Origin of the sequence: Casimicrobium huifangae (assembly GCF_009746125.1) — a bacterium.
Taxonomy (GTDB): Bacteria; Pseudomonadota; Gammaproteobacteria; order Burkholderiales; family Casimicrobiaceae; genus Casimicrobium; species Casimicrobium huifangae.
In genome coordinates, this window is sequence record NZ_CP041352.1 from 122,027 (window position 1) to 144,199 (window position 22,173).

23 protein-coding genes and 2 pseudogenes are annotated in these 22,173 nt (G+C 63.9%); all 25 read left to right on the top strand.

Features of this window, described 5'->3' with window-relative positions; genetic code table 11:
* The first annotated feature begins 191 nt into the window (after positions 1 to 191).
* The 25 genes and pseudogenes from FKL89_RS00530 to FKL89_RS00650 all read left to right on the top strand — a co-directional run bounded on the left by FKL89_RS00530 (position 192) and on the right by FKL89_RS00650 (position 22,111).
* Positions 192 to 947 (top strand): hypothetical protein, encoded by a 756-nt coding sequence (locus tag FKL89_RS00530; protein ID WP_156860840.1) that lies wholly within the window; start codon positions 192 to 194, stop codon positions 945 to 947.
* Positions 948 to 1,065: 118 nt separating this feature from the next.
* Positions 1,066 to 1,278, top strand: a complete 213-nt coding sequence (locus tag FKL89_RS00535; RefSeq protein WP_014603611.1) for an AlpA family transcriptional regulator — start codon at positions 1,066 to 1,068, stop codon at positions 1,276 to 1,278.
* 42 nt (positions 1,279 to 1,320) lie between these two features.
* Positions 1,321 to 2,196 (top strand): ParA family protein, encoded by an 876-nt coding sequence (locus FKL89_RS00540; RefSeq protein ID WP_022579827.1) that lies wholly within the window; start codon positions 1,321 to 1,323, stop codon positions 2,194 to 2,196.
* On the top strand, positions 2,180 to 2,428 hold the full coding sequence (locus FKL89_RS00545; RefSeq protein WP_022579828.1) for a hypothetical protein: 249 nt from the start codon (positions 2,180 to 2,182) through the stop codon (positions 2,426 to 2,428). Before FKL89_RS00540 ends, FKL89_RS00545 begins: the two co-directional genes overlap by 17 nt.
* Positions 2,421 to 4,049 (top strand): ParB family protein, encoded by a 1,629-nt coding sequence (locus FKL89_RS00550; protein WP_033940618.1) that lies wholly within the window; start codon positions 2,421 to 2,423, stop codon positions 4,047 to 4,049. The genes FKL89_RS00545 and FKL89_RS00550 overlap by 8 nt, the downstream gene beginning before the upstream one ends.
* A 15-nt stretch (positions 4,050 to 4,064) precedes the next feature.
* The gene (locus FKL89_RS00555) at positions 4,065 to 4,625 is read left to right on the top strand and encodes a DUF2857 domain-containing protein (protein WP_022579830.1); all 561 of its coding nucleotides are present in this window, start codon (positions 4,065 to 4,067) and stop codon (positions 4,623 to 4,625) included.
* A gap of 3 nt (positions 4,626 to 4,628) precedes the next feature.
* Positions 4,629 to 5,873: an STY4528 family pathogenicity island replication protein gene (locus FKL89_RS00560; protein WP_156860841.1), complete on the top strand. Its 1,245-nt coding sequence runs from the start codon at positions 4,629 to 4,631 to the stop codon at positions 5,871 to 5,873.
* A gap of 317 nt (positions 5,874 to 6,190) precedes the next feature.
* A complete protein-coding gene (locus FKL89_RS00565; protein ID WP_023124753.1) occupies positions 6,191 to 6,976 on the top strand; it encodes a PFL_4669 family integrating conjugative element protein in 786 nt (261 codons plus the stop codon).
* On the top strand, positions 6,973 to 7,500 hold the full coding sequence (locus FKL89_RS00570; RefSeq protein WP_023124754.1) for a DUF3158 family protein: 528 nt from the start codon (positions 6,973 to 6,975) through the stop codon (positions 7,498 to 7,500). The genes FKL89_RS00565 and FKL89_RS00570 overlap by 4 nt, the downstream gene beginning before the upstream one ends.
* 73 nt (positions 7,501 to 7,573) lie before the next feature.
* Positions 7,574 to 8,014, top strand: a complete 441-nt coding sequence (locus FKL89_RS00575; RefSeq protein ID WP_023124755.1) for a single-stranded DNA-binding protein — start codon at positions 7,574 to 7,576, stop codon at positions 8,012 to 8,014.
* Positions 8,015 to 8,283: 269 nt separating this feature from the next.
* A complete protein-coding gene (locus FKL89_RS00580; protein ID WP_023124756.1) occupies positions 8,284 to 10,296 on the top strand; it encodes a DNA topoisomerase III in 2,013 nt (670 codons plus the stop codon).
* Between the two features lie 523 nt (positions 10,297 to 10,819).
* A pseudogene (locus FKL89_RS00585) lies at positions 10,820 to 11,065 on the top strand (hypothetical protein); the annotation flags it as partial.
* Positions 11,066 to 11,395: 330 nt separating this feature from the next.
* On the top strand, positions 11,396 to 11,608 hold the full coding sequence (locus tag FKL89_RS00590) for a hypothetical protein (protein ID WP_003158617.1): 213 nt from the start codon (positions 11,396 to 11,398) through the stop codon (positions 11,606 to 11,608).
* 21 nt (positions 11,609 to 11,629) lie between these two features.
* Entirely contained in the window at positions 11,630 to 12,022 is a 393-nt protein-coding gene (locus FKL89_RS00595) for a hypothetical protein (protein ID WP_023124757.1), read from the top strand.
* A 212-nt stretch (positions 12,023 to 12,234) separates the two neighbouring features.
* Positions 12,235 to 12,972, top strand: coding sequence for a DUF5983 family protein (locus FKL89_RS00600; protein WP_023124758.1), 738 nt, complete (start codon positions 12,235 to 12,237; stop codon positions 12,970 to 12,972).
* A gap of 94 nt (positions 12,973 to 13,066) precedes the next feature.
* Positions 13,067 to 13,345: a hypothetical protein gene (locus FKL89_RS00605; RefSeq protein ID WP_023124759.1), complete on the top strand. Its 279-nt coding sequence runs from the start codon at positions 13,067 to 13,069 to the stop codon at positions 13,343 to 13,345.
* 280 nt (positions 13,346 to 13,625) lie between these two features.
* On the top strand, positions 13,626 to 14,438 hold the full coding sequence (locus FKL89_RS00610) for a hypothetical protein (RefSeq protein WP_023124760.1): 813 nt from the start codon (positions 13,626 to 13,628) through the stop codon (positions 14,436 to 14,438).
* A gap of 378 nt (positions 14,439 to 14,816) precedes the next feature.
* A complete protein-coding gene (locus tag FKL89_RS00615) occupies positions 14,817 to 15,731 on the top strand; it encodes a DUF3577 domain-containing protein (protein ID WP_023124761.1) in 915 nt (304 codons plus the stop codon).
* Between the two features lie 57 nt (positions 15,732 to 15,788).
* On the top strand, positions 15,789 to 16,487 hold the full coding sequence (locus FKL89_RS00620) for a DUF3275 family protein (RefSeq protein ID WP_022579842.1): 699 nt from the start codon (positions 15,789 to 15,791) through the stop codon (positions 16,485 to 16,487).
* A 92-nt stretch (positions 16,488 to 16,579) separates the two neighbouring features.
* Positions 16,580 to 16,987 carry a hypothetical protein gene (locus FKL89_RS00625; protein WP_156860842.1) on the top strand — a complete coding sequence of 136 codons (408 nt, stop codon included), beginning with the start codon at positions 16,580 to 16,582 and terminating at the stop codon, positions 16,985 to 16,987.
* A gap of 84 nt (positions 16,988 to 17,071) precedes the next feature.
* Positions 17,072 to 17,722: a hypothetical protein gene (locus FKL89_RS00630; RefSeq protein ID WP_022579844.1), complete on the top strand. Its 651-nt coding sequence runs from the start codon at positions 17,072 to 17,074 to the stop codon at positions 17,720 to 17,722.
* Positions 17,723 to 17,762: 40 nt separating this feature from the next.
* Positions 17,763 to 18,908, top strand: a complete 1,146-nt coding sequence (locus FKL89_RS00635) for a DUF6094 domain-containing protein (protein WP_223724529.1) — start codon at positions 17,763 to 17,765, stop codon at positions 18,906 to 18,908.
* A gap of 102 nt (positions 18,909 to 19,010) precedes the next feature.
* Positions 19,011 to 19,321 (top strand): annotated as a pseudogene (locus FKL89_RS00640) (hypothetical protein).
* 69 nt (positions 19,322 to 19,390) lie between these two features.
* The gene (locus tag FKL89_RS00645; protein ID WP_022579847.1) at positions 19,391 to 19,696 is read left to right on the top strand and encodes a hypothetical protein; all 306 of its coding nucleotides are present in this window, start codon (positions 19,391 to 19,393) and stop codon (positions 19,694 to 19,696) included.
* A gap of 135 nt (positions 19,697 to 19,831) precedes the next feature.
* Positions 19,832 to 22,111: a helicase-related protein gene (locus FKL89_RS00650; protein ID WP_022579848.1), complete on the top strand. Its 2,280-nt coding sequence runs from the start codon at positions 19,832 to 19,834 to the stop codon at positions 22,109 to 22,111.
* The last annotated feature ends 62 nt before the right edge of the window (positions 22,112 to 22,173 follow it).

Here is a 22,173-nt window from a genome sequence, read left to right on the forward strand (position 1 = left end):
GACGCTCGGTTTTCTTGTGCCCGATGGATTTTTGCACATCGAGCACACAACGCCTACTCGTTGCGCGAACTGATCAGAAGTCATCAAAAGCGGGCGTCATCACTCGCGTCTTGCGCGGACAACAGGCCGACCATGAGGACGGCTGCAAAAGCAGTCGGCCCTGTAGTTCTTCTCCTGGAAGGAGACGGAGCATGCACGAGAACAAAAATGATGCACCAACATCAAAGGTGTTCTACCGCCCGCTCGAAGCGTCCATCCGCTGGGCCGGACTGCTGCGATACGAGCAGGTGATCCTGGCTTCGGTCTCGTCGCCTATGGATCTGCCGCAGTCGCTGGACTGTCCGCGTTTGGGCGAACTGCGGCTGTACACCGACCGCATCTATGACGGCATCCTCAACGGGGAACTGCCCTTCGGGCAGCATGGCATCACGACACGCGACACCGCGTTGATCGAATCGCCTGATCTGACGGTACGCCATGTCGATCTGAAGTGCTGGATGCGCCAGCACTACCCCGAGCAGCGGCCCGGCTTTCTCTTCTCCCGCAGCGAGCGCATCATCCATCCCTTCATCTCCCTAGAAACAGGGCAAGCCATGCTGGTCGAACGCCAGGCTTTGAAATCCGCCCTGGAACAGACCAAACGTCAGCTTCGCGAGTTGCAGGACAAGCATGACGCGCTGCTCAAGCAGTCGACGGTGATTTCGGCATGCGCGCAGTGTCCGATCAGTGATCGGGCCGAGGCCACCTACCTGAACATCGTTGGCGGCCTGTTGGAGCTGATGCTCGGCCAGTCGCCATCGGGCACGCCGTACTCCAGCTTCAAGACGCAGGAGGCCGTGGTCAGCGCGCTGGTTGCCCATCACAGCGGCGCCATGGGCATCGCGGAGCGGACATTGAACGGCAAGTTCGCCACCGCCAGGCGCCGACTGCGTAGCGCCTCCCTCTGAGATTTGCCAGCTTGTATGTGCAGTCGCGGGGATTGCATTTGCAATGTCTTTTCGCAGCCGTGTCTATTGAATAGAGGTCACGCCAACAAACGCCACTGAGCGTTCAGGAGTGACCGCCATGTCGCAAACACCTGTACTGCAGCCAAACGAACGCCGCATCCTGCGCCTGGAAGAAGTCGAAGCGAAATCCGGTTTCAAGCGCGCCCACATCTACAACCTGATGAAGAAACGCCAGTTCCCGCAGGCGCTGCGTCTGGGCGTGCGCGCCGTGGGCTGGGATTCCATCGAAATCGATCAGTGGATCGACGAGCGCGTCAACAACCGGGCCTGACCCGTTCTCTCGCGGACTTTCCATCCTGACCCGGAGAACGCCATGCAGGTCGTATCCATCATTTCAACCAAAGGTGGGGTCGGCAAGACCACCACGGCCGCAAACCTTGGCGGTCTCGCTGCGGACGCCGGGCTGCGCGTGCTGCTGCTCGATCTCGATGTGCAGCCCACCTTGTCCTCCTACTACGAGCTGGCCCATCGTGCGCCGGGCGGTATCTATGAATTGCTGGCCTTCAACGAGCGCGACCTCGGCCAGCTTGTGTCCCGCACGATCATCGCGGGCCTGGACTTGGTGCTCTCCAACGACCACCGAGGCGAACTGAACACCTTGCTGCTGCACGCGCCAGACGGGCGACTGCGGCTGCGACACCTACTGCCGATACTGAACCCCCTCTACGACCTGGTGCTGATCGACACCCAGGGCGCGCGCTCGGTGCTGCTGGAGATGGCGGTGCTGGCCTCCGACCTCGCGCTGTCGCCCGTGACCCCGGAAATCCTCGCCGCCCGCGAACTGCGGCGCGGCACCATGCAGTTGCTGGCGGACATTGCGCCGTACCGGCACCTGGGCATCGAGCCGCCGCCGTTGCACCTGCTCATCAACCGCGTCCATCCGGTGTCCGCCAACGCACGGCTGATCCAGCAGGCGCTGCGCGATCTGTTCCAGGGCCACACCGGCATTCGGGTTCTGGCTACCGACGTGCCGGCCATTGAGGCTTATCCGCGGGCCGCGACGCGCGGCCTGCCGGTGCATCGGGTCGAGTACCGCCAGCCAGTGGGCAGAGTCGCTCCCGCCGCGCTCACCACCATGCGCGATCTTGCCGACGAGTTGTTCCCGCAGTGGCAGGATCGATTGGCCGCAGTGTCCGGCCGTCCGCCACAGCCTCTTGATATCAGGAGGCCCCATGGCGAACGCACATGAACTGGCCCGAGGCCACAATCGGCTGCGCGCCCTGATCGAGTTCGCCGTCGGCGAAGGCTGGCACGTCAAGCGCACGGCGGGCGGTCACCTCAAGTTCACCAAGGCAGGCTGCGCCGCGATCTACACCAGTTCGACGGCCAGCGATCACCGGGCAGCCCTCAACGCCCGTGCGCAGATCCGTCGTGCCGAGCGCGAGACCCGATCCCAAGCGCAGGGGGGCGGCCATGACTGAGATCACCTCCCAGCAGATGGCCGGCAAACTGCTTGCGTCCGGGTTCGAGCGCAGCGGCCCGTCAGCAACGACCTTGAGCGACCCGATCGCCGACACGCCCATGGTCGTGACGCTCGACCAGTTGCGCCCCTACGACCACGACCCGCGCAAGAAGCGCAATCCGGTGTACGAGGAAATCAAGGCATCCATCCGCGAGCGTGGCCTGGACGCGGCTCCGGCCATCACCCGGCGGCCCGGCGACGATCACTACATCATCCGCAATGGCGGCAACACGCGACTGGCAATCCTGCGCGAACTCTGGTCGGAGACCCGGGACGAACGTTTTTTTCGGGTCTCATGCCTGTTCCGCCCATGGCCCGAGCGTGGCGAGATCGTCGCGCTCACCGGACATCTTGCGGAAAACGAACTGCGCGGTGGCCTCACCTTCATTGAGCGCGCTTTGGGCGTCGAGAAAGCGCGCGAGTTCTACGAACTGGAAATCCGCTCCACCCTGAGCCAGTCCGAGCTGGCCCGCCGCCTGGCCGCGGACGGATACCCCGTGCAGCAGTCGCACATCAGCCGGATGGCCGACGCCGTACGCTACCTGCTGCCCGCAATCCCGACCGTGCTCTACGCCGGCCTGGGGCGTCACCAGGTCGAGCGGTTGTCGGTCATGCGCAAGGCCTGCGAGCGCACCTGGGAGCACTACGCCAAAGGCCGCTCACTGGTTCAGGACTTCGACGAGTTCTTTCAGGATGTGCTGTCGCAATTCGATGTCCAGGCCGACGAGTTCTCTGCGCAGCGCGTACAGGACGAGCTGATCGGCCAGATGACCGAATTGCTGGACGTCGATTACGACGTGCTCGCTTTGGACATGACCGAGTCCGAGAGCCGCCAGCGGGCCTTGGTCAGCGAGCCGACGCCGCCCTCGACGCCGCCTGCCTTGCCAGAGCCAGAAGCCATCGCGCGCCCACCGGCCGATACTGCGCCACCTGCTGCGAGGCCGACGGCAACGCCCTCGACGGGCGAGAGCGACGCGGACGCCAGTCATTCTGGCGCAGCCAGTCCGGCGGTAGATGACGACGTGCTTCGGGAGCACATCGTCTCGCCAGCGCCGACGACCGAACGGCTTGAGTCCATCCAGCGCATGGTCGCCGACCAGTTGGGCGATCCACTGCCGCACGACTTCTCGGCGAATGTCTTGCAGTCCATCCCGGTGCAGGCCGGCGGGCTCTATCCGATCTCGGATGTCTGGTACATCGCCCCCGGCCTGGACACACCCGAGCACCTGCGCATCCACGTCGCGCAGTTTGCCCGCGAGATTGCGGTCGAGGCAGACCTGGGCGAGTGCATCGATGACCGCCCAGACGGCATCGGCTTCGCCTGCCGTGCTCGCACCACAAACCCAGCGCCGCTGGGCCGTGCCGTCCATACGCTGTTGGCTTGCCTGGCCGGTCAGCAGCCCGCCGATGTCGGTCTGGACAACGGGCAACTCGTCATCGACCTGCCGGCGCTGCTGCACGGCCAGGGCGACGTAACCCGACGATTGAGCGACACCGCGCTGGTCAAGCTGTTCCGCCTGCTGCGACTGGCCCGCCGCCTGCTCGATCTCGAAGCCGGCGCTGCGGACTCTGGAACCTAAGCGAGGGAGGCCAGCATGTCCACAGCACACCCACTCAACCAGGCTGTCATCGCCCAGGCCCTCTATGACCTGCGCAATGGGCAACTGCGCCGCTGCAAACTGATGGGGTTTGGCGAGGCAGAGCTGGACGCCCTCAAGCATCCCGCGCTGATCAGCGTGCTGGCCAACGCCAACGTCTCCTGGTGCTCAGTGACGGTCAACCGCGAAGTGCTGCGGCGGCTGCTCCAGCAGGCGCAGGACGTGGAGAAGGAAATCGCCACAGTCGATCGCATGCTCAGGCTGGGCGCGAGCACGGAGATGGTCAGCAAGTTCTATGGCTTGACGCATCAGGAAGTAGCGCTTCGCCGTGAAATCCTCGGTCTGCCCAAGCGCAAGGGCCGACATCCCGTGCTGGACGAGGAGCAGGACACGGAGCTGTGGCGGCAATGGAAGGCCGTGACCAACAGCAGGACGGTCGATCTCGAAGACGAAACCTCCATTCTCGATGCCGCCATGGACTTGGCCGAAGGCATGTCGCTGCCTCTGTCGGTGGTCTGGGCCTCGATCAAGGGCTGGGTCGATCAGGGATTGGCTTGAGTCATGGCCGTGGACGACACCGCACCACGAGTCCGACGCCAAGGCCCCATCGCACTCGCAGAGCTGTTCGATGCTGCGCTGAAAGACCTTGCGCCCAAGCCCGCCCCCAGCGCACCTGCGCCTACACCGGCACAGTCGCCCACGCCTACCTCCGGCGATGCTTTCCTCTTCAGTGGCAACCGGCACGAGACGGTGCCACGCAAGTTGTTCCTCGACCGCCGCCTGACGCCGCTGGAACGAAACGCCTGGCAAGTGTTCCGGCTGATGCTCAACGACGATGGTGTGACCGCATTTCCCACCTACGAGCAGTTGCGGCCCTGGCTGGCGTCCATGCCCTGCGCAGGCCAGGCCTCGCATGAAACCGTGGCACGGGCGCTGACACTGATGCGCCTGACCCGCTGGCTGAGCCTGGTTCGGCGACGGCGTGACCCCAAGACTGGCCGCATCCTCGGCAATCTGTACGTGCTGCACGACGAACCTCTGACACCGTTCGAGGCCATGCAGCTCGACCCGGACTACCTGCAACTCGTCAGCCAGGCGCTCGGCCATTCTGCCAAGGCCGTGCAGATCGTGGGCCTGCACACGCTCAAGGAAATCGGTGAAGACCCATTGCTGGCCGGACGCACCCTCCCGTCACGGTTGCAGGTGATGGCCGAACGCCTCGCCAACCAGGACCTTACGGCCAGCGATAGTTATCCACAGGAAGACGCCATTCACGATTCCGAAGAAGGGGCTCCGAGCCTTCTTCGGAATGACGAACGCCCCACTACGGATTCCGAAGCAGGGCCGAAACCCGCGCCAGACGTCTCTCTTCGGAATCCGAAGCAGGCCCGTACAGTACGTAGTAGTTGTATTAATGAAATACGTACTACTGCGCAGGCGCGCGCACTGGACGATCTGCAATGGCCCAAGCGCTTTGCGCAACTGAAGGCGGAACAGCAGGCGGGTGCCAAGGTGGCATTGCAGCAGGTTGATGCCTCGCTGAGGCAGGACGTGCTGGACGAATGGGCCGCGCGTTGTAGCAACCACGGCATCCGCAATCCCGCTGGGTATCTGTTCGGCATCATCCAGCGGGCCATCCACGGTGAGTTCAATGCCTGGGCCAAGAAAGACCCGCCACCGGCACCCACTCAGCCAAACGAACGGCCACCACCCGCACCACCACCCCAAACGCAGGGTAAGCCGGTGCCACCAGAAGTCGCCAGGCAGCACATCGAGCGACTGCGAGATCTGCTCGCCAGCAAGTGAGACGACCGACAAGGCGGTGAAGTGGACGCCCATGGATGCCAGTAGAGCTATCCCCTGGGGATAGTTCCACCGTTGGGGCGGATGCCGTGCAGTCGCAGGCCTCGCCTCGAACATCTGCAGCAGCATCGGCGTTGTCCGCCCTGATCCCGACGTGCAGCGTTCGCTGGCGCTCCATGGAGCTATCCCCAGGGGATAGCTCGCGCCGCAGGCGGCCACCACGCGCTGAACCGGGGTCTGGCAGGTTTCGGTTTGTTGACTGACGGCCTTCCGCTTCCTGCCGAAGCTGACCGCTCCTTTCCACACAACGAGCGGACACCATGGCAACCAATGAACCTCTGCAACTGAATCTCGGTTCCCTGCGCAGCGCGATGTCGCTGACGCTTCACACCCACCACGCCTCGCGCATCTGGCATGGCCGTGCCGCCGCCGAGGGGCGACCCGGCATCGTCGGCCTGAACGGCTACATCGCCCAAATGAACAAGATGCGGCGCGGTTCGGAGCAGGACGACCCGTACTCGGACTGGTGGATGCTGCGCATCGAGGTCAAGCTCGACCAGACCAAGACCACGCTGCAATCGCTGCGCGAGCAGGTGGATCAGGCGCTGGCAAGCGTGCCGCCGGCACTCAGCCTGGGCGAGAACCTCAACGTGCAGCCCGTCAAGTTGCCGCTGTTCGTCAATGCGCAGCTCGGCTTTGCCGCCGTCTATCTGCTGGCCGACTACGACGACATCGCCCGCAAACTGATCCTCGCCCACCACACGGCGCTCATCGACCGCAGCACCTTGGAGCGCTGGCTCAACGAGGGCGCCCATGCACTGCGCAGCCTGTTCTCGCTGGCCCAGCAATACCGCTATTCGGGCTGTACGCGCGACGACTTCGTGTCGAAGAACGCCGCAGCACGGGCGGCGTTGGAGAAATTCGGCGAACTGCCGCAGGACGTGCTGGAAGGCACGCGCCGCTCGAAGTTCGCGCCGCCCATCGTGCGCCGTGGCCTGCAACAGCGTGCTGAGAGTCCTGCTGCAGCGCCTGCCCCCAACGACGAGGCCGCCACCGGCGCGGTGCCCGAGGTCGGCGCCGGCGAGGTCGAGGGCGAGCAGGCATGAGCGATCCGAACCGCGAACCCCGCTACTTCCAGGGCCTGCAACAGGCTGCCTTCATGAAGCTGGAACACGCTGCCTCTCTAAAAGGCCTTTTAAAGCCTTTTAAGGGTAAGGGGGATCTTGAGGGCTGGGCCAGCCAGTGCTTCGCCATGCGCGACGAGTTGATTGGCTTGGCGCAGCGGCAGGTGCTGCAACAGGCAGTCGGGCATCCCTTCCACCTGCTGCCCGTGGAGTTGGCCCAGCAAACCACTGGCGCAGGCACGGCGTTTTTGCGCTGGCGCAAGCACGACCGCTCAGCCATGGGCGTAGCCCTGTGGCAGGAATTGATGGCGAACATCGGCACGCCGGTCAACCTGTTGGCCGAGCTGCACGCGATTGAGCTTCAGCGCATCACGCTGAACATGCAGATCAGCCTGTTGCACACCTTGGGCAGGCAGGCCCAGGAGTGCGCCAGCAAGGCCGCCAAGGCGGAAGACGCCTACCTGCGCAGGCTCAAGTCCATCCCACCTGGAATGCGTGATCGGTGATGACACCGGACACCCCAGTACGCGCCCGACGCCGACGCGGCTCGGGTATTTCAATCACCATGGAGATTGCAACATGAGCACGCATTTTTGGGGCGAAGGCAACATTGGCTCCCCGCCCGAGTACCGGGAGTTCCCCAACGGCAACGACGAGCCGCGGCGCTTGCTGCGGCTGAACGTGTATTTCGACAACCCCGTTCCCACCAAAGGCGGCGACTTCGAGGATCGCGGCGGCTTTTGGGCGCCAGTGGAAATCTGGCACCGTGACACCGCGCACTGGAAAAACCTCTACCAGAAAGGCATGCGCGTGCTGGTCGTCGGCCGCATGGAGCGCGAGCCCTGGACGGACAACGAAGATCAGCCACGCGAGACCTGGCAGATCAACGCGCGCAGCGTCGGCATCCTGCCGTTCCGCATCGAGTCCGTGACCCTCAGCCCGAAGCCGCAGGATGCGGAGGCAAAGTCCCAGGCAGTCCAGGAACCGGCTGCGCCAAAAGAGCCGCGGCGTAGGAAGTGACCCGGCATGGGCCGGCCACTGTTCGCCGTTCCATGCTCTCGCGAGCTATCCCCAGGGGATAGCTCCATCAACGTCCACCGGCTTCCATGCGCTCCCGAAAATCGCGGCTCCCGGCCCGCACACCCCGGCTGCACGCCATCTCCGCCCCAGCCATTCCATCCTGTGAAAGTGGTCGCCACCGCTTGCGACTTGTTTGCTGCTGCCCCTGGCGGTGCCCGGCATCCTCGATTCCAGCAACTCAATGAACCACGGAAATCGGATGGACGGACATGCGGCTGTTCTTGTGCGAGAAGCCCTCCCAGGGCAAGGATATTGGCCGGATTCTCGGCGCGACGCGGCGCGGTGAAGGCTGCCTCAACGGCTCCGGCATCACCATCACCTGGTGCATCGGCCATCTCGTAGAAGCGGCAGCACCCGAGGTCTATGACGCGGCGCTCAAGCGCTGGTCGCTGGAACAGTTGCCCATCATTCCCCAGCAGTGGCGGGTCGAGGTCAAACCGAAGGCCGCCACGCAATTCAAGGTCGTCAAGGCGCTTCTGGCGAAGGCGACCCATCTCGTCATCGCCACCGATGCCGACCGCGAGGGCGAACTGATCGCCCGAGAGATCATCGACCTGTGCGGCTACCGTGGCCCCATCGAACGCTTGTGGCTGTCGGCGCTCAACGATGCGTCGATCCGCACCGCGCTCGGCAAGCTACGGCCGTCGTCCGATACGCTGCCGATGTATTACTCGGCGCTGGCGCGTTCGCGGGCAGACTGGCTCGTCGGCATGAACCTCAGCCGTCTGTTCACGGTGCTCGGGCGGCAGGCGGGCTACGACGGCGTGCTGTCGGTCGGACGTGTCCAGACCCCGACCCTGAAGCTGGTCGTGGATCGCGACCGCGAAATCGCGGCTTTCAAGTCGGTGCCGTTCTGGGCCATCGACGTGTCTTTGTCCGCAGAGGGTCAGGCTTTCTCCGCGCAGTGGGTTGCGCCCGATGGCTGCACCGACGACGCCGGTCGTTGTCTGCAACAGCCGGTCGCCCAGCAGGCGGCGCAGCAGATTCGTGCTGCGGGCAGCGCCCAGGTGGTGTCGGTCGAGACCGAGCGCGTGCGCGAAGGCCCGCCGCTGCTGTTCGACCTGGGGACGCTTCAGGAGGTCTGTTCCAGGCAGCTCGGGCTGGACGTGCAGGAGACATTGCAGATCGCCCAGGCCCTGTACGAGACGCACAAGGCCACGACCTACCCGCGCTCGGACTCTGGCTACCTGCCCGAAAGCATGTTCGCCGAGGTGCCCGCCGTCCTGGACAGCCTGCTCAAAACCGACCCGTCGCTGCGACCGATCATGAGTCAGCTCGACCGCTCCCAGCGTTCGCGCGCCTGGAACGACGGCAAGGTCACGGCGCACCACGGCATCATTCCGACGCTCGAACCCGCGAACCTCTCTGCTCTGAGCGAGAAGGAACTGGCGGTGTACCGGCTGATCCGGGCGCATTACCTGGCGCAGTTCCTCCCGCACCACGAGTTCGACCGTACCGTGGCTGAGTTTTCCTGCGGCCGACAGACGCTGGTGGCCGCCGGTAAACAGGTGGTCATCAAGGGCTGGCGTCTGGTGCTGGCCGAACCGCAAGCGGACGAGGACTGCGTCGACGCGGCGCGCAGCCAGGTGCTGCCCCCACTGCGTGAGGGCCTGGCGTGCCAGGTGGCCGAGGCCGAGATCAAGGCGCTCAAGACGATGCCGCCCAAGCCCTATACCCAGGGCGAACTGGTCAAATCAATGAAGGGCATTGCGCGCTTCGTAACCGACCCGCGCCTGAAGCAGAAGCTGAAGGACACGACGGGCATCGGCACCGAGGCGACGCGGGCCAACATCATCAGCGTGCTAATCGCCCGTGGCTACATCGTGAAGAAGGGTCGCTCCATTCGCGCATCGGATGCGGCGTTCACGCTGATCGACGCCGTGCCCGCAGCGATTGCAGACCCCGGCACAACGGCGGTGTGGGAGCAGGCGCTCGACATGATCGAGGCCGGACAGCTCACCCTGGACGTATTCCTCAGCAAGCAGGCCGCCTGGATTTCGCAGTTGATCGCGCAGTACGGCAGCATGTCCCTGTCCATCAAGCTTCCCCATGGGCCAGCATGTCCGCAGTGCGGCGCACCGACGCGCCAGCGCACCGGCAAGAGCGGCCCATTCTGGTCGTGCAGTCGCTACCCCGACTGCAAAGGCACGCTGCCGGTCGAATCCGGTACGCCCAAGCGTGGCGCTTCGCGCTCGCGTAGCAGCGGCCGCAAAGGCGCCTGACTGACTCCGTTTCCCGTGGGCCGCGCCCTGTTTCAAAGGCGTGGCCCGTGTCCCGCACGCCCCTGCGGGTCGCCCAGCGCGCAACGCCTTCTTGTCCGTGTGCGCGTCCCGTCCAGCCGTCCCCGGCTGCGGGACTTGAAGGTAGCTTTTCCGCGAACCGTCTCCCGCGTGTTCTGCTGGTCTGTGTTTCTCCCGCCCACTGCGAAGGGCCCCCCGATGGCTTGCCTGGCAGCGCGAGCCACCCGGAGACCCTTTGTGGTCAGCGGTATTCGGTGCCGGTGCCCACCGGCGCAAAAACGGGCTCCCTTTGTGCGCGGATGTGCGCCAGACGATGCCGGCCCCAGCCACGACATGGGCCGGGTGTGATTGCTGATGAGCAGACGGTTCTAGCGACGACCGGGCCTGCAACAGCCCACGGGTGGTTATTTCCTCCCGAGCCGAAGGTCAGCGAGCCTTCGGCGCCTTTATCTCGCCGATCAACGTTCCGAGCCAATGGCCGGCCACAGCAACAGGAAACCGACGCATGCAACAACCGGAGAAAGTACGAGCCGCGTTCGAGCGCGACCTTGGCAACAAGGTGCTGTTCATCAAGGGCGGCAAGCTGCTGTTCATCGATGGCATCAATCTCAAGGCCATCGCCGACCGTAAGGCGTATTTCGCTTCGCTGCGTGCGCGGCAGGCGCAACCCATTGTGGTCCTGGCCGAACTGGGACAGGACGAGGCATTCGCCCTGTGGAAGCAGCATGTGCTGGGCGACACGCCCGAGTGAGCCAACGCACCCAAGCACCCCCCTGACAGCCCGCACTCGATGCGGGTTTTCTGTCTCTGCGCCCACCAATCCGGGCTGGGCCGAATGCCGTTTTCCAACTGACGCAGCGCGCCCCCCGGACGAAGCTGCCCGCATGTTCGCTGATTCGTCAGCACATGCCAGCAGCCATGGGTTCCAGGCTGCCGCGGGTTCTTCCCGCGTAACCCGCCAGTCCGTATCGCATCAAGTCTGCGGACGCGCGTCCCCGTGACGTCGATGCTTTTTATCCACCGCGTGCGGGAGCTGCCATCCCGTGAGGGACAAGGCCCCGCTTTTCCAAGGAGCCTACCCATGTCCCACAAAGCCTCTTTCGGCCAGTTGGCCTTGACCTATTGCGGCAAGTTCCTGCCGCTCGAAGTCCTGCAAAGCGCCGCCGGCCACTACATCGGCACGCGCGATACCGAAGGTCCCGTTTCGCGGGAATCGCACGAGTACTTCCGCAGCCATGCAGCGGCTCAACGTGCCCTCGAAAGAGGCGGCTGGTCCCAGCTCGCCATTCCCTGATCCAACTGGAGGAATCACGCCATGAATCAACTGCTGCCGCGAGAAGTCGTCGATCAGATCATGCGGGAAGAGCAGCATTTCGCTGCCGCGCCCCAAGCCTTCTTCGAGGCATGGAAGCGTGGTGCCGAGATCGCTGGCCCCGAATGGTTTGGCGACGGCACCCGTGACGGCCTGAACCAGGCCAAGAGCAAGTGGGATCTGCGTCCCAACATGCTGCGGCTCAACGATGCCCTCGGTGTCCTGAGCAGCGGGCAACGCATGTTTCTGTCCGCCATGGTCAGCTTCTACAACGCGCACGAGGGCGGTGCCATGCTCAAACGCTGCCACTTCCACGGGCTGTCGGACTTCGACGGTCTCGACTTGGAACGCCGCAAGGTCATTGCCGACTTGATGCTGAACTACAGCGGCTGGTGAACCCGTTTCCGGCACACCCCCGTCTTTTCGTTCCCCACGAGGGACATGCGCCCACACGGCCATGTCCCTCGATTTCCTTTCCGTTGCCCAGCGTAAAGCGGCTGAATCAAAGCCAACGATCAGCGTCGACTGACGCATTTTCCCTTTTCAACCCACCGGGTCCAATTCCCGGTGGCGGGAATTGGCTCCATTATTCAATCTGGAGAGTTCCCATGTCCCAGAATCCCAATCCCTTTCTCCGCGGCTACTGGAATTTGAAGATCGTCCGCACGCTGTCCATCAGCTACGAGGACGGAAGCCCGCATGTCTGGCGAAACATCCACCCGAGCCAGCAACACCTTTCCGACGAGGAATTGATTTCATCGTCCTGCATCGTCACCAGCGATTTCGCGGTGGTCACGAACGGCTCTGAACCTATAAGCGCCGAGGTGCTGGCCGAATGCGATGCCGATGAAGGCGTTAACGGCGAAGGCGTGATCGGTGCCGTGGTCTATGCCATTCATGGCGAGGACTTCGACGGTCGCCTGATCCACGTCGGTGACAGCTATTCGGTCGAGGCCGCGCGGGAAGTCGTGCAGCGCCTGAGTTTCGAGACCGGCTACTACAGCCGATGCTGGGAGATCAGCAGCGCGCACATCAGCCAGGAAACCGGCCTGTACCTCGCCAATCTGGCGGACCTTGCCACGCCGGAGGCCTTTCTGTTCATCGCCTTTCGGGTTCCGTACAGCCCGGCGATTGGCGTCAAGCTGATCTCCACGCCCTGGACGGACAAGAACCTGGAATACGCCGAGGGCATCACCGCCGAGCAGCTTCGGCAGGAGCACCGCAGCAAGGGCATGCCAGACGACCTGGCGAACATCCTGGAACTGGCTGGCCAGGCCGATGTGCGCATCCTCATCCTCGACGCTGACGCGCCCGTGTTGCTGGGCCTGCCGCTGGCCGAGCCCTAGCAAACACACCACGCGCCCACCTTCCTCTTTGCCCTCCATGCCAGCCTGTCTCCTTTCTGGGAGCCGGGCTGGTCCTATTTCATAGGAGCACTTTATGTTCCCCGACCTCATCTCGCCCGCGCGCGACTTCGAGCATCAGCTTGGAGCCTGCGTCAACGCCATGGGCCAGGACGACGCCATCGGCCAGATCCTGGTATTCGAGCGCTTGAGCGGCATGCTGCACATGCGCCATATCGCCAGCGCCGATCTGGCAGACACCGACATTGATGCCTACGAAATGGTCGTCTTCGACGGTGGCAACACCGGCGGCGACACGTGGAAGCACGTGTTCTTTCCACGTCAGCGCGAACACTACTTCGTGTGCCAAGCCTGACCACCCAGCCCCTTTCGAGGGGCCTTTTCTTGTCGCGGCGCAGGAAAGCGGGTGCGGCGCGGTGCGGTTTCCTGAGCGCAGGCCACTCACTCCAGGGCCATCCTTGCCCAATGTTCGTCGGCGTTGCCGACACATGCCCAGGCAGCCAAGACCTTCAAGGCTGCAAGCGCGGGAAACCGTGCTGGTTGTTTCTTCCTACGGACGCACCGCGCCCATTCACCCACAAGGGACCTCTCCCTTGCGGGCGGGGAATCCCTTGTTCTTCCTCAAGGAGATTCACATGGATCGCTCTCTTATCAAGACCCTGATGCCTTCGCTGGTCGCAGGCCATGTGCCGCGCAACGTGCGGTCGTTCAAGTACCGCGTGTTCGATGATCAGCCACAGTCCTCGACACTGGGCTTCGTTATCGATCCCCAGCCCTTCGACGGCAGGGTGGTCGCCGCCAGCGAGGACGCCATCGTCGTCAAGCTCAAGCCCAGCGAGTTCGCGGTACTCGATCCCAACCTGGTGACCAGCATTCCCAGCGAGGGCACCAAGGTGCATGTCCAACCCTATGCCCGTCGTCGTTTCGACGGTCTGCGTGCGGACACGCCAGAAGAGCGCACCGAGATGATGTCCGACGGCACGCCCTACACCGTCAAGACACACATCCTCGGCTCCGCGCCGGCCAAGTTGCCCATTCCCGAGCCGCAGTGCATGGAACTGGGTCAGCTCATCGAGCAGTTGGAGGAAATGCCGGCGCCCGACGGGTTCCGCCGCATCACCCACATGCTGGTCGATGCGGGCGCCCACGACTTCACCTGGGTCGATCCGAAGCCGTCCAGGATCATCGAAACGCCCCCGGCGATCAGTTTCACGGTTTCGACCGCGAAGTTCGCCGGCCAGGTGACGATCCTCTACCAACGCGGCAGCGATACCTATGCGGTGGAGCTGCGCCGCGACGGCGAGTTGGTCGATCGGCACGACGAGGTGTATTTCGACATGCTCGGCGAAGTGCTGGAGCGACTCATAGACGACGGGCGCTGGCGCCTGATCGACGTGAGCGTGATCGGCGCGAAGACGTCCCGACGGCGCCGCGCTGTACCGGCGTGACACCACGAAAAGTACCAGGCGACATGCCCCCACAGGCTCTCCCTCCATTCGGAAGGAGGGCCTTTTTTCTGCCGTGGGAGATTTCATCAAAGGGAATCGATCGGATACCGATTGATGGCTGCCTCGCGCGCGAGGCCTGGTCATGCTGAGCCCATGCCTGCTGACGTTGTCAGCGACATGCCAGGCAACCACCGGTCTTCGAGGTTGCGACGTAGTTCCCACTGCGTGACCGAGCCAGCTCGCACCGCATCCATTCGCGAGCGGCCACCAGTCTCTGGTGGTGGATGCTTTCGCCTTATCAACCCATCGCGGGGTTACGCACCTTTCCCCGCAGCGTGGGGCTGGTGTGTCTCCGCTTCATCCCTATGGAGATTCACCATGACCACCACATCCAACGAGAAATCGTATTTTGACCTCCACACTTCGGGCATCGGTTACATCCAGCGTGCCCGTGAAGTACCTGTTCGGGGCGGCCGCCGTGCGCAGCCTTTCCTGGCATGCACCATCGCCGCGCTGGTCGGCCCCGCCAAGGATCCCAGCTATCGCTATTTCGACGTCAAGGTCTCGGGTGCCGAGGCCAAGAAACTGGTCGAGCGCTACATCGGCGTTGACGATCCCAAGCAGCGCCCACTGGTGCGCTTTCGCCTCGGCGACCTGTGGGGCGATGCGTACATCCGCGACAAGGGCGAGCAGAAAGGCCAAGCCGCCGCGTCCCTCAAGGCGCGACTGCTCAAGGCCGAGCCGCTTGACCGGGCCGAACTGGCTTCGATCAGGCAGCACGAGCTGATCACCCGCGGCATCGGCTACCTCAGCCGTCCGAAGGACGTCACGCCCAAAGATGGCGACCCGTTCCTCTCTTGCACCGTCGCCGCGCTGGCCGGGCCTGTCGATGAACCGGAGTATCGGTACTTCGACACCATCGTTACCACCCCTGAAGCCGAGCATCTGGTTCGCCGGTGCGTGCAGGCCATCGAAGGGGACTGCAAGGTGCTGATCGCCTTCCGTCTCAACGACATGAAGATCGATCCGTACATCCGCACCAAGGGTGAGCGCGCTGGGGAACCGGCCGCAAGCCTGGATTCGACACTGATCCACATCGGCCTGATCAAGATCGACGGCACCAAGGTCTATCCGACGAGCCCCGCGCAAGCCGATTCGCCGCCGGCCCAGGACGCTCCCGCGCCCGAAGCCGAGGACGCCGACCTCGCTTCCGATCAGCCTGTCGAGCCCGCCGAGCGTGAGCCCGAAGGTGAAGTCGAGGAGCAGGAGCCGGCATTGGCTGCTTCGTTCTGATCCGGCATGGCCCTTCATGGGGCCTTGCCGCTCTTGCTATTCACAAGGAGAACCATCATGGCAGTCACATCGGCGCCCGAGAAATCGGTTTCGCCCATCATCGTCCCCGGCCAACTCACGCTGCGTACCATCCGCGGCAAGAACGGCCCCTTCACGGTCGGACGCCTCGCCACGCACCTCGGTACGTTCGAGGTCAAGGACCCGGAGCTGGAGCAATACCCCGAAGGCAAGTACGACGGGGAGTTCATCATCAGGTACATCTTCCCGAAGTCCTACCCGGTCGGTGGCGGCATGCGCTTCGAGATCCGTGCCAGCCTGGACGGAATGACGCTCTACGACATCGACAAACTGAGCCGTGACGAGGCACGCAGCTTCGCCACCCAGGACCTCGATCCACTTGATGAAGAGTTGGGCGCACAGCCTGCAGTAACACCGGCAACACCGGCCAAGCCCAGCAAAACTTCCAGGCCCGCCAAGCCAGCACCCGTGCAGGCATCCACGGACCCGCTGGTCGATACCACGCCCTTCGGCGTGGATGCGCCGACGCCCGCTGCGGCAACTGCTCCCGGCAGTACCGAAGATGGCGACGCCGCGCTGTTCAGCTTGCTCTGGCCGCTGGGCGAGTCCGTGAAACTGGATTCGACCATCGACCGCCGCACCCTGCGCACGCAGATCGCCCGCCTGGGCGAACTGGGCTACGCGCTGGACTTCAAGACGCAGGAGTGGAGCCGCCAGGCCGAACTGCAACCTGCGTAGTACTGGCATCACATCTGCGGTGTGCTTCATCCACCCGCCGGGGGTCTTCCCCACGGGAAGGCTTCTGGCTCAATTTTTTCAGGAGGCCTCTCATGGGCTGGTATTTCTCACCCCAATCGCGCTCTGAACTGATCGCGGAGTTGATCGCACCGCAAGAGACCGAGCGCGCCAGCGTCAAGGTCATCGCCCACGCGCTGCGTGGCAACGTCCTCTGGTCTGTTGTGCAAGTGACGGCCAAGGCCGAAGGCGTACACCGTGATCTCGCACCGGGCCAGTCCCTGTGCACCATCCGCTGCGATCTGCTGGAACGCAGCGGCGGCCAGTGGGGCTACAAGCCGCTGGACGAATCCATGCACCCGTACTACTACTCGTGCCCGCTGTCCTATCTGAACCTCGCACCGGAGCAGTCCGCCGAATGGCGTGCAGGCGTTCGCGCCTACCACGTGCGGCGGCGCACATCCAAGGAAGCCATAGCTCCAGCTACGGCGCTGACGGCCTGAGTCAGGGACGCTTTTTTTCCACCCCAAGGGGCAGTACTTGCCCCCTGCGGGCGGTGCTGTTCCCGTTCATCCGAGGACACCACCATGCCCGCAAACACTTCTTCCACCACGCTGTACCGCATCGACGAATGCCCGGAAGTGATGGCCGACGCTTGCGTCGGCGATGACCAGGGCAACCTGATCTTCCTGTCGATCTGGGCGCGGGACACCGCCGTCCAGCAGTTCCTGGCTCGCCTGACCCTCGGGCGCGACGAGCAGGGGCTGGAGCAGTTCCATGTCATCACCGACCAGGGTGGCAGCGTCCCGGTGTTCGTCGGCAACGTCGATCGCCTGGAAAAGCGCATGACCCGCGCCTACCGGCGAACGCTGTTCGGTTCGCTGTCCAACGTGTGGCTGTTCGATCGGCGCTGCGTCAAGCCCGACAAGGCCAACGCCAGCGCACTGGCATTGCTGCCCCGCGATAGCGACCACCGGCTTGACCGCTTGTGGCCGTTGGTGCAGGACACCTGCCCACTGCCGTTGCTCGACCACTGGCGCGAAACCGTGCTGGAACTGCTGCAAAGCCGCGAGATGCTGACCCGCCTGCCATTCGCCCTCGGGCCTTTGGTGGGCCATCGGCTCGCCATCGACGTGCCGGCGCTGACCCAGGCGCTCGGCTCGCTGATCCGCAGTGACGTGCTCACCGCCTATCCCTATCCGGCCAGGATTTGGACGCCGGAAACGGTAACGGCTTGACCCACCTGCGCAGGCACGCCAAGGCGCGCCTTCTCTATTCATCCCCGCCAACCAGGAGACTTCCATGGCTCTCATGTTCCCGCGGCTTGCCCGCAACTTCGTGAAGAACGGGTACTTCCCAACCGATGAACCGACGCTCGAAAGAGCCCTCAATGCACTGATGCCCAGTGCGCCTGAATCCAATGGGCCGATGTGCATCCTCGATCCCTGCGCCGGCGAAGGCGTGGCGATTGCCGAAGCTGCTCATGCCCTCGGGCGCGAGCAGGCCAGGGCGTTCGCCGTCGAGTTCGACGCAGAGCGGGCGCGCCATGCCCGCGGCCTGGTCGATCACTGCCTGCACGCGGATCTGATGGACACGATGATCTCCAAGCAGTCCTTTGGGCTGCTCTGGCTCAATCCGCCATATGGCGACCTGTCCAAGGACGTCAACGGCAACATTGGCTATCAGGGTCAGGGCCGTGCCCGCCTCGAAAAGCTGTTCTACCAGCGCACGCTGCCCCTGCTGCAGTACGGCGGCGTGCTGGTCTTCATCATCCCCGGCTACGTGCTCGACGCCGAGCTGGTCGGCTGGCTGACGCGCCACTACACCGACCTGCGGATCTACCGAGCGGTGGAAACGCAGTTCAAGCAGGTGGTGATCTTCGGTCGGCGGGTGCGCCAGCGTGAGCAGGCACCCGATGGCGTCAAAGCCGTGCGCAATCTGCTGCTGCAGGTTGGGCTTGGCGAAGTCGAAGCCGAGGAGCTGCCGGGCGAATGGCCGTTCCTGCCGTACATCGTCCCAGCCAGTCCGGCGGAGCCGGGGCATTTCTTCCGCGTGACGATGGAGCCGGAGCAGTTCGCCGATGAGGTTGGCAGACTGCAAGGCCTCTGGCCGTCGCGGGATACGCAGTTGGGGGCCGCGCAGCAGACGCTGCGTCCACCGGCGCGGGCCTTGTCCCACTGGCATCTCGCCCTGGCCCTGGCTGCGGGTGCGATCTCGGGAGTCGTGCAATCCAAGACGGGGCGCGTACTCGTCGTCAAAGGTGACACCCACAAGGACAAGACGCTCCAGCGGGAATTCACCGAACGCGAAGACGGCTCGATTGCCGAGACGCGCATCCTCACCGACAAGTTCGTTCCCGTCATCCGAGCCTGGGACATGACGCCGGGTTCCGCCACGCGGGGCGAGGTGTTGACCATTCGCTGATCGTTTCTCCACCGCCGACGGTTCGCCGTCGAGTTTTCCACCCACCGGGGTCCAGTCGCCCCGATGGGGTGCCGTGGCCCCTCCATATCCAGGAGCCTTCCCATGGCAGCCCAAGCACTCTCCATCAGCCAGCCCCCGAGCCTGCGCTTCTCGCCCGGCCAGGTGGTCATGACCTGCGGCGTCGATGACCTGGTCCAACAGGCCAATTCAACCCGATTCCCTACCTGCGTCGCCACCTCGGCGGCGATTGGGGCGACCTCGACGACAGCGACAGGCGGCAGAACGATGCCGCGCTGAAGTCCGGTGAGGATCGTCTGTTCTCTTCCTACCAGGTCGCACCCGGCCTGAAGCTCTGGATCATCACCGAATGGGATCGCAGCCTCACCACGTTGCTGTTGCCCAGCGAGTACTGATCTTCTCCAACGCGGGGCCACCGACACCCCGCAAGGGTGCTGTAGCCCCTTCACTCCGAAGGAAACCACATGACATCCGACCAACATGACAAGCACCGCCGCAAACGGCTGTTCGAAATCGGTGCACTGGAGTTCAGCGAAGGCGTCGAACGCCTGATGAACGAAGGCCGGCTCGATCCCATGCCGCTTTTCGAACGCCACATGCGTGGCGACTGGGGCGACGTCGCGGACTACCAATGGCAGCAGAACAACGCTGCGTTGGAGTCTGGCGAACGCCTCGATTCGTTTTACGTCGTCACCCGTGACCTGAGCATCCGCATCTTCACCGAAGCAGATCGCAGAGCGACCCGCATCGTGCTGCCGTCCGAGTACTGACCGCGAGTTGTCACCGCAGGCCACGAGCGCCTGCACTGTCCAACCACTGACGGTTCGCCGTCTCTCTACCCACCACGGGGCATGCCATCGCCCCGCTGGGGTGGTGCATGTCCCATTTTTCTTTGGAGCATCACCATGTCCGTTGATCTCGACACCACCGCTAACGATGCAGAGCCCGTACAGGGCGAACTGCTCGAAGCGGAATCCAACCCTCTCACCCTGAGCCTTCAGGATTTTGTCGGCGAGTTCGGCGACGAACTGCTCGACTCTCTCAACCGCGCCAACCCGCCGGTCTATACCGGCCAAGCGCAAGCACAGCGGCAACTCGTCGTCGCCAGCCTCAAGCGCAAGTTGTTCCAGGCCCAGGCCGAAGTTGTCCATGCCGCCGCCGAGCTGTTGGTCGATCAAGGCGAGCGCGCTGCGATCGTCAATGGCGAAATGGGTTGCGGCAAGACGACCGTCGGCATCGCCACGGCCGCCGTGCTCAACGCCGAAGGCTACCGCCGCACCCTGGTGCTTTCGCCTCCCCACTTGGTCTACAAGTGGCGGCGCGAGATCCAGGAGACGGTGGCTGGTGCCAAGGTCTGGGTGCTCAATGGCCCGGACACGCTAGTCAAGCTCATCAAGCTGCGCGAGCAGTTGGGTGTGCAGCCCACGGGCCAGGAGTTTTTCATCCTGGGCCGCGTCAGGATGCGGATGGGGTTCCATTGGAAGCCGGTCTTCACCCAGCGGCGCACCCGCCACGGCGACGTGGCGGCCTGCCCGGACTGCGGCACGCTCATCACCGACCTCGACGGCGAGCCGGTCAACCCGATCGGGCTCGAAGCCGAGGAGTCCCGCAGGAAGTGCAGCCACTGCGCCGCGCCCCTGTGGACGCTGATCCGCCCGCGCAGCCTGTCCGGCAGCGACCAGTCCTCGGTCGTCCTCAAAGCCTTGAAGCGCATCCCGACCATCGGGGAAGTCACCGCGCAGAAGTTGATGCAGAAGTTCGGTGACGGCTTCCTGGCCTCGATGCTGGGTGACAACATCCATGAGTTCATCAACCTCATGGATGGCAACGGCGAGCTGGTGTTTTCCGACCGTCAGGCCACGCGCATGGAACGTGCGATGGCCAACATGGAGTTTGGCTTTGGCGAGGGCGGCTACCAACCGTCCGAATTCATCAAACGCTACCTGCCGCAAGGCACGTTCGACCTGCTCATCGCCGACGAGGCGCACGAGTACAAGAACGGTGGCAGTGCCCAGGGCCAGGCCATGGGCGTGCTGGCGGCGAAGGCTCGCAAGACCTTGCTGCTGACCGGCACGCTAATGGGCGGCTACGGCGATGATCTGTTCTACCTGCTGTTCCGGGCACTGCCAGGACGGATGATCGAAGACGGCTACCGCCCGACCACGAGCGGCAGCATGACCTCGGCTGCGATGGCGTTCATGCGCGATCACGGCGTCCTCAAGGACATCTACTCCGAGAGCGCCGGCACGGCGCACAAGACGGCCAAGGGCACCAAGGTATCGGTGCGCACCGTCAAGGCTCCCGGCTTCGGCCCGAAAGGCGTCTTGCGCTGCATCCTGCCGTTCACGATCTTTCTCAAGCTCAAGGACATCGGTGGCAACGTCCTGCCGCCGTATGACGAGGAGTTTCGTGAAGTCCAGATGGACGTGGCGCAAGCTGCGGCCTACCGCGATTTGGCGGGTCGGCTGACCGCAGAGCTGAAACAGGCTCTGGCGCGACGCGATACGACCTTGCTGGGGGTGGTGCTCAACGTGCTGCTGGCCTGGCCGGATTGCTGCTTCCGGTCGGAGACCGTGGTGCATCCGCGCACGCGCAACACCTTGGCGTTTGTCCCGGCTCAGTTCAATGAGTTCGAGATCAGCCCCAAGGAGCGTGAGCTGATCGATATCTGCAAAGCGGAGAAGGAACAGGGCCGCAACGTTCTGGCCTACACGGTCTATACCGGCACGCGCGACACCACGTCGCGCCTGAAGGGGCTGCTGGAGCAGGAAGGCTTCAAGGTGGCGGTACTGCGCGCAAGCGTGGATGCCAGCCGCCGAGAAGACTGGATCGCCGAGCAACTGGACCGTGGCATCGACGTGCTCGTCACCAATCCCGAGCTGGTCAAGACGGGACTGGATTTGTTGGAGTTCCCGACGATTGTGTTCATGCAAAGTGGCTACAACGTGTACTCGCTCCAACAGGCAGCACGCCGCTCCTGGCGCATCGGGCAGAAACAGCCCGTGCGCGTGATCTACCTCGGCTATGCCGGTTCCTCGCAGATGACCTGCCTGGAACTGATGGCCAAGAAGATCATGGTCTCGCAGTCCACCTCGGGCGACGTGCCCGAATCGGGGCTGGATGTTCTGAATCAGGACGGTGATTCCGTCGAGGTCGCACTGGCCCGGCAATTGGTCACCGCCTGATTTCCACGCCATCGCCGGCCTAGCGCCGCCGGCTTTCTTTTGTTCACAACTTGCAGCCCCAC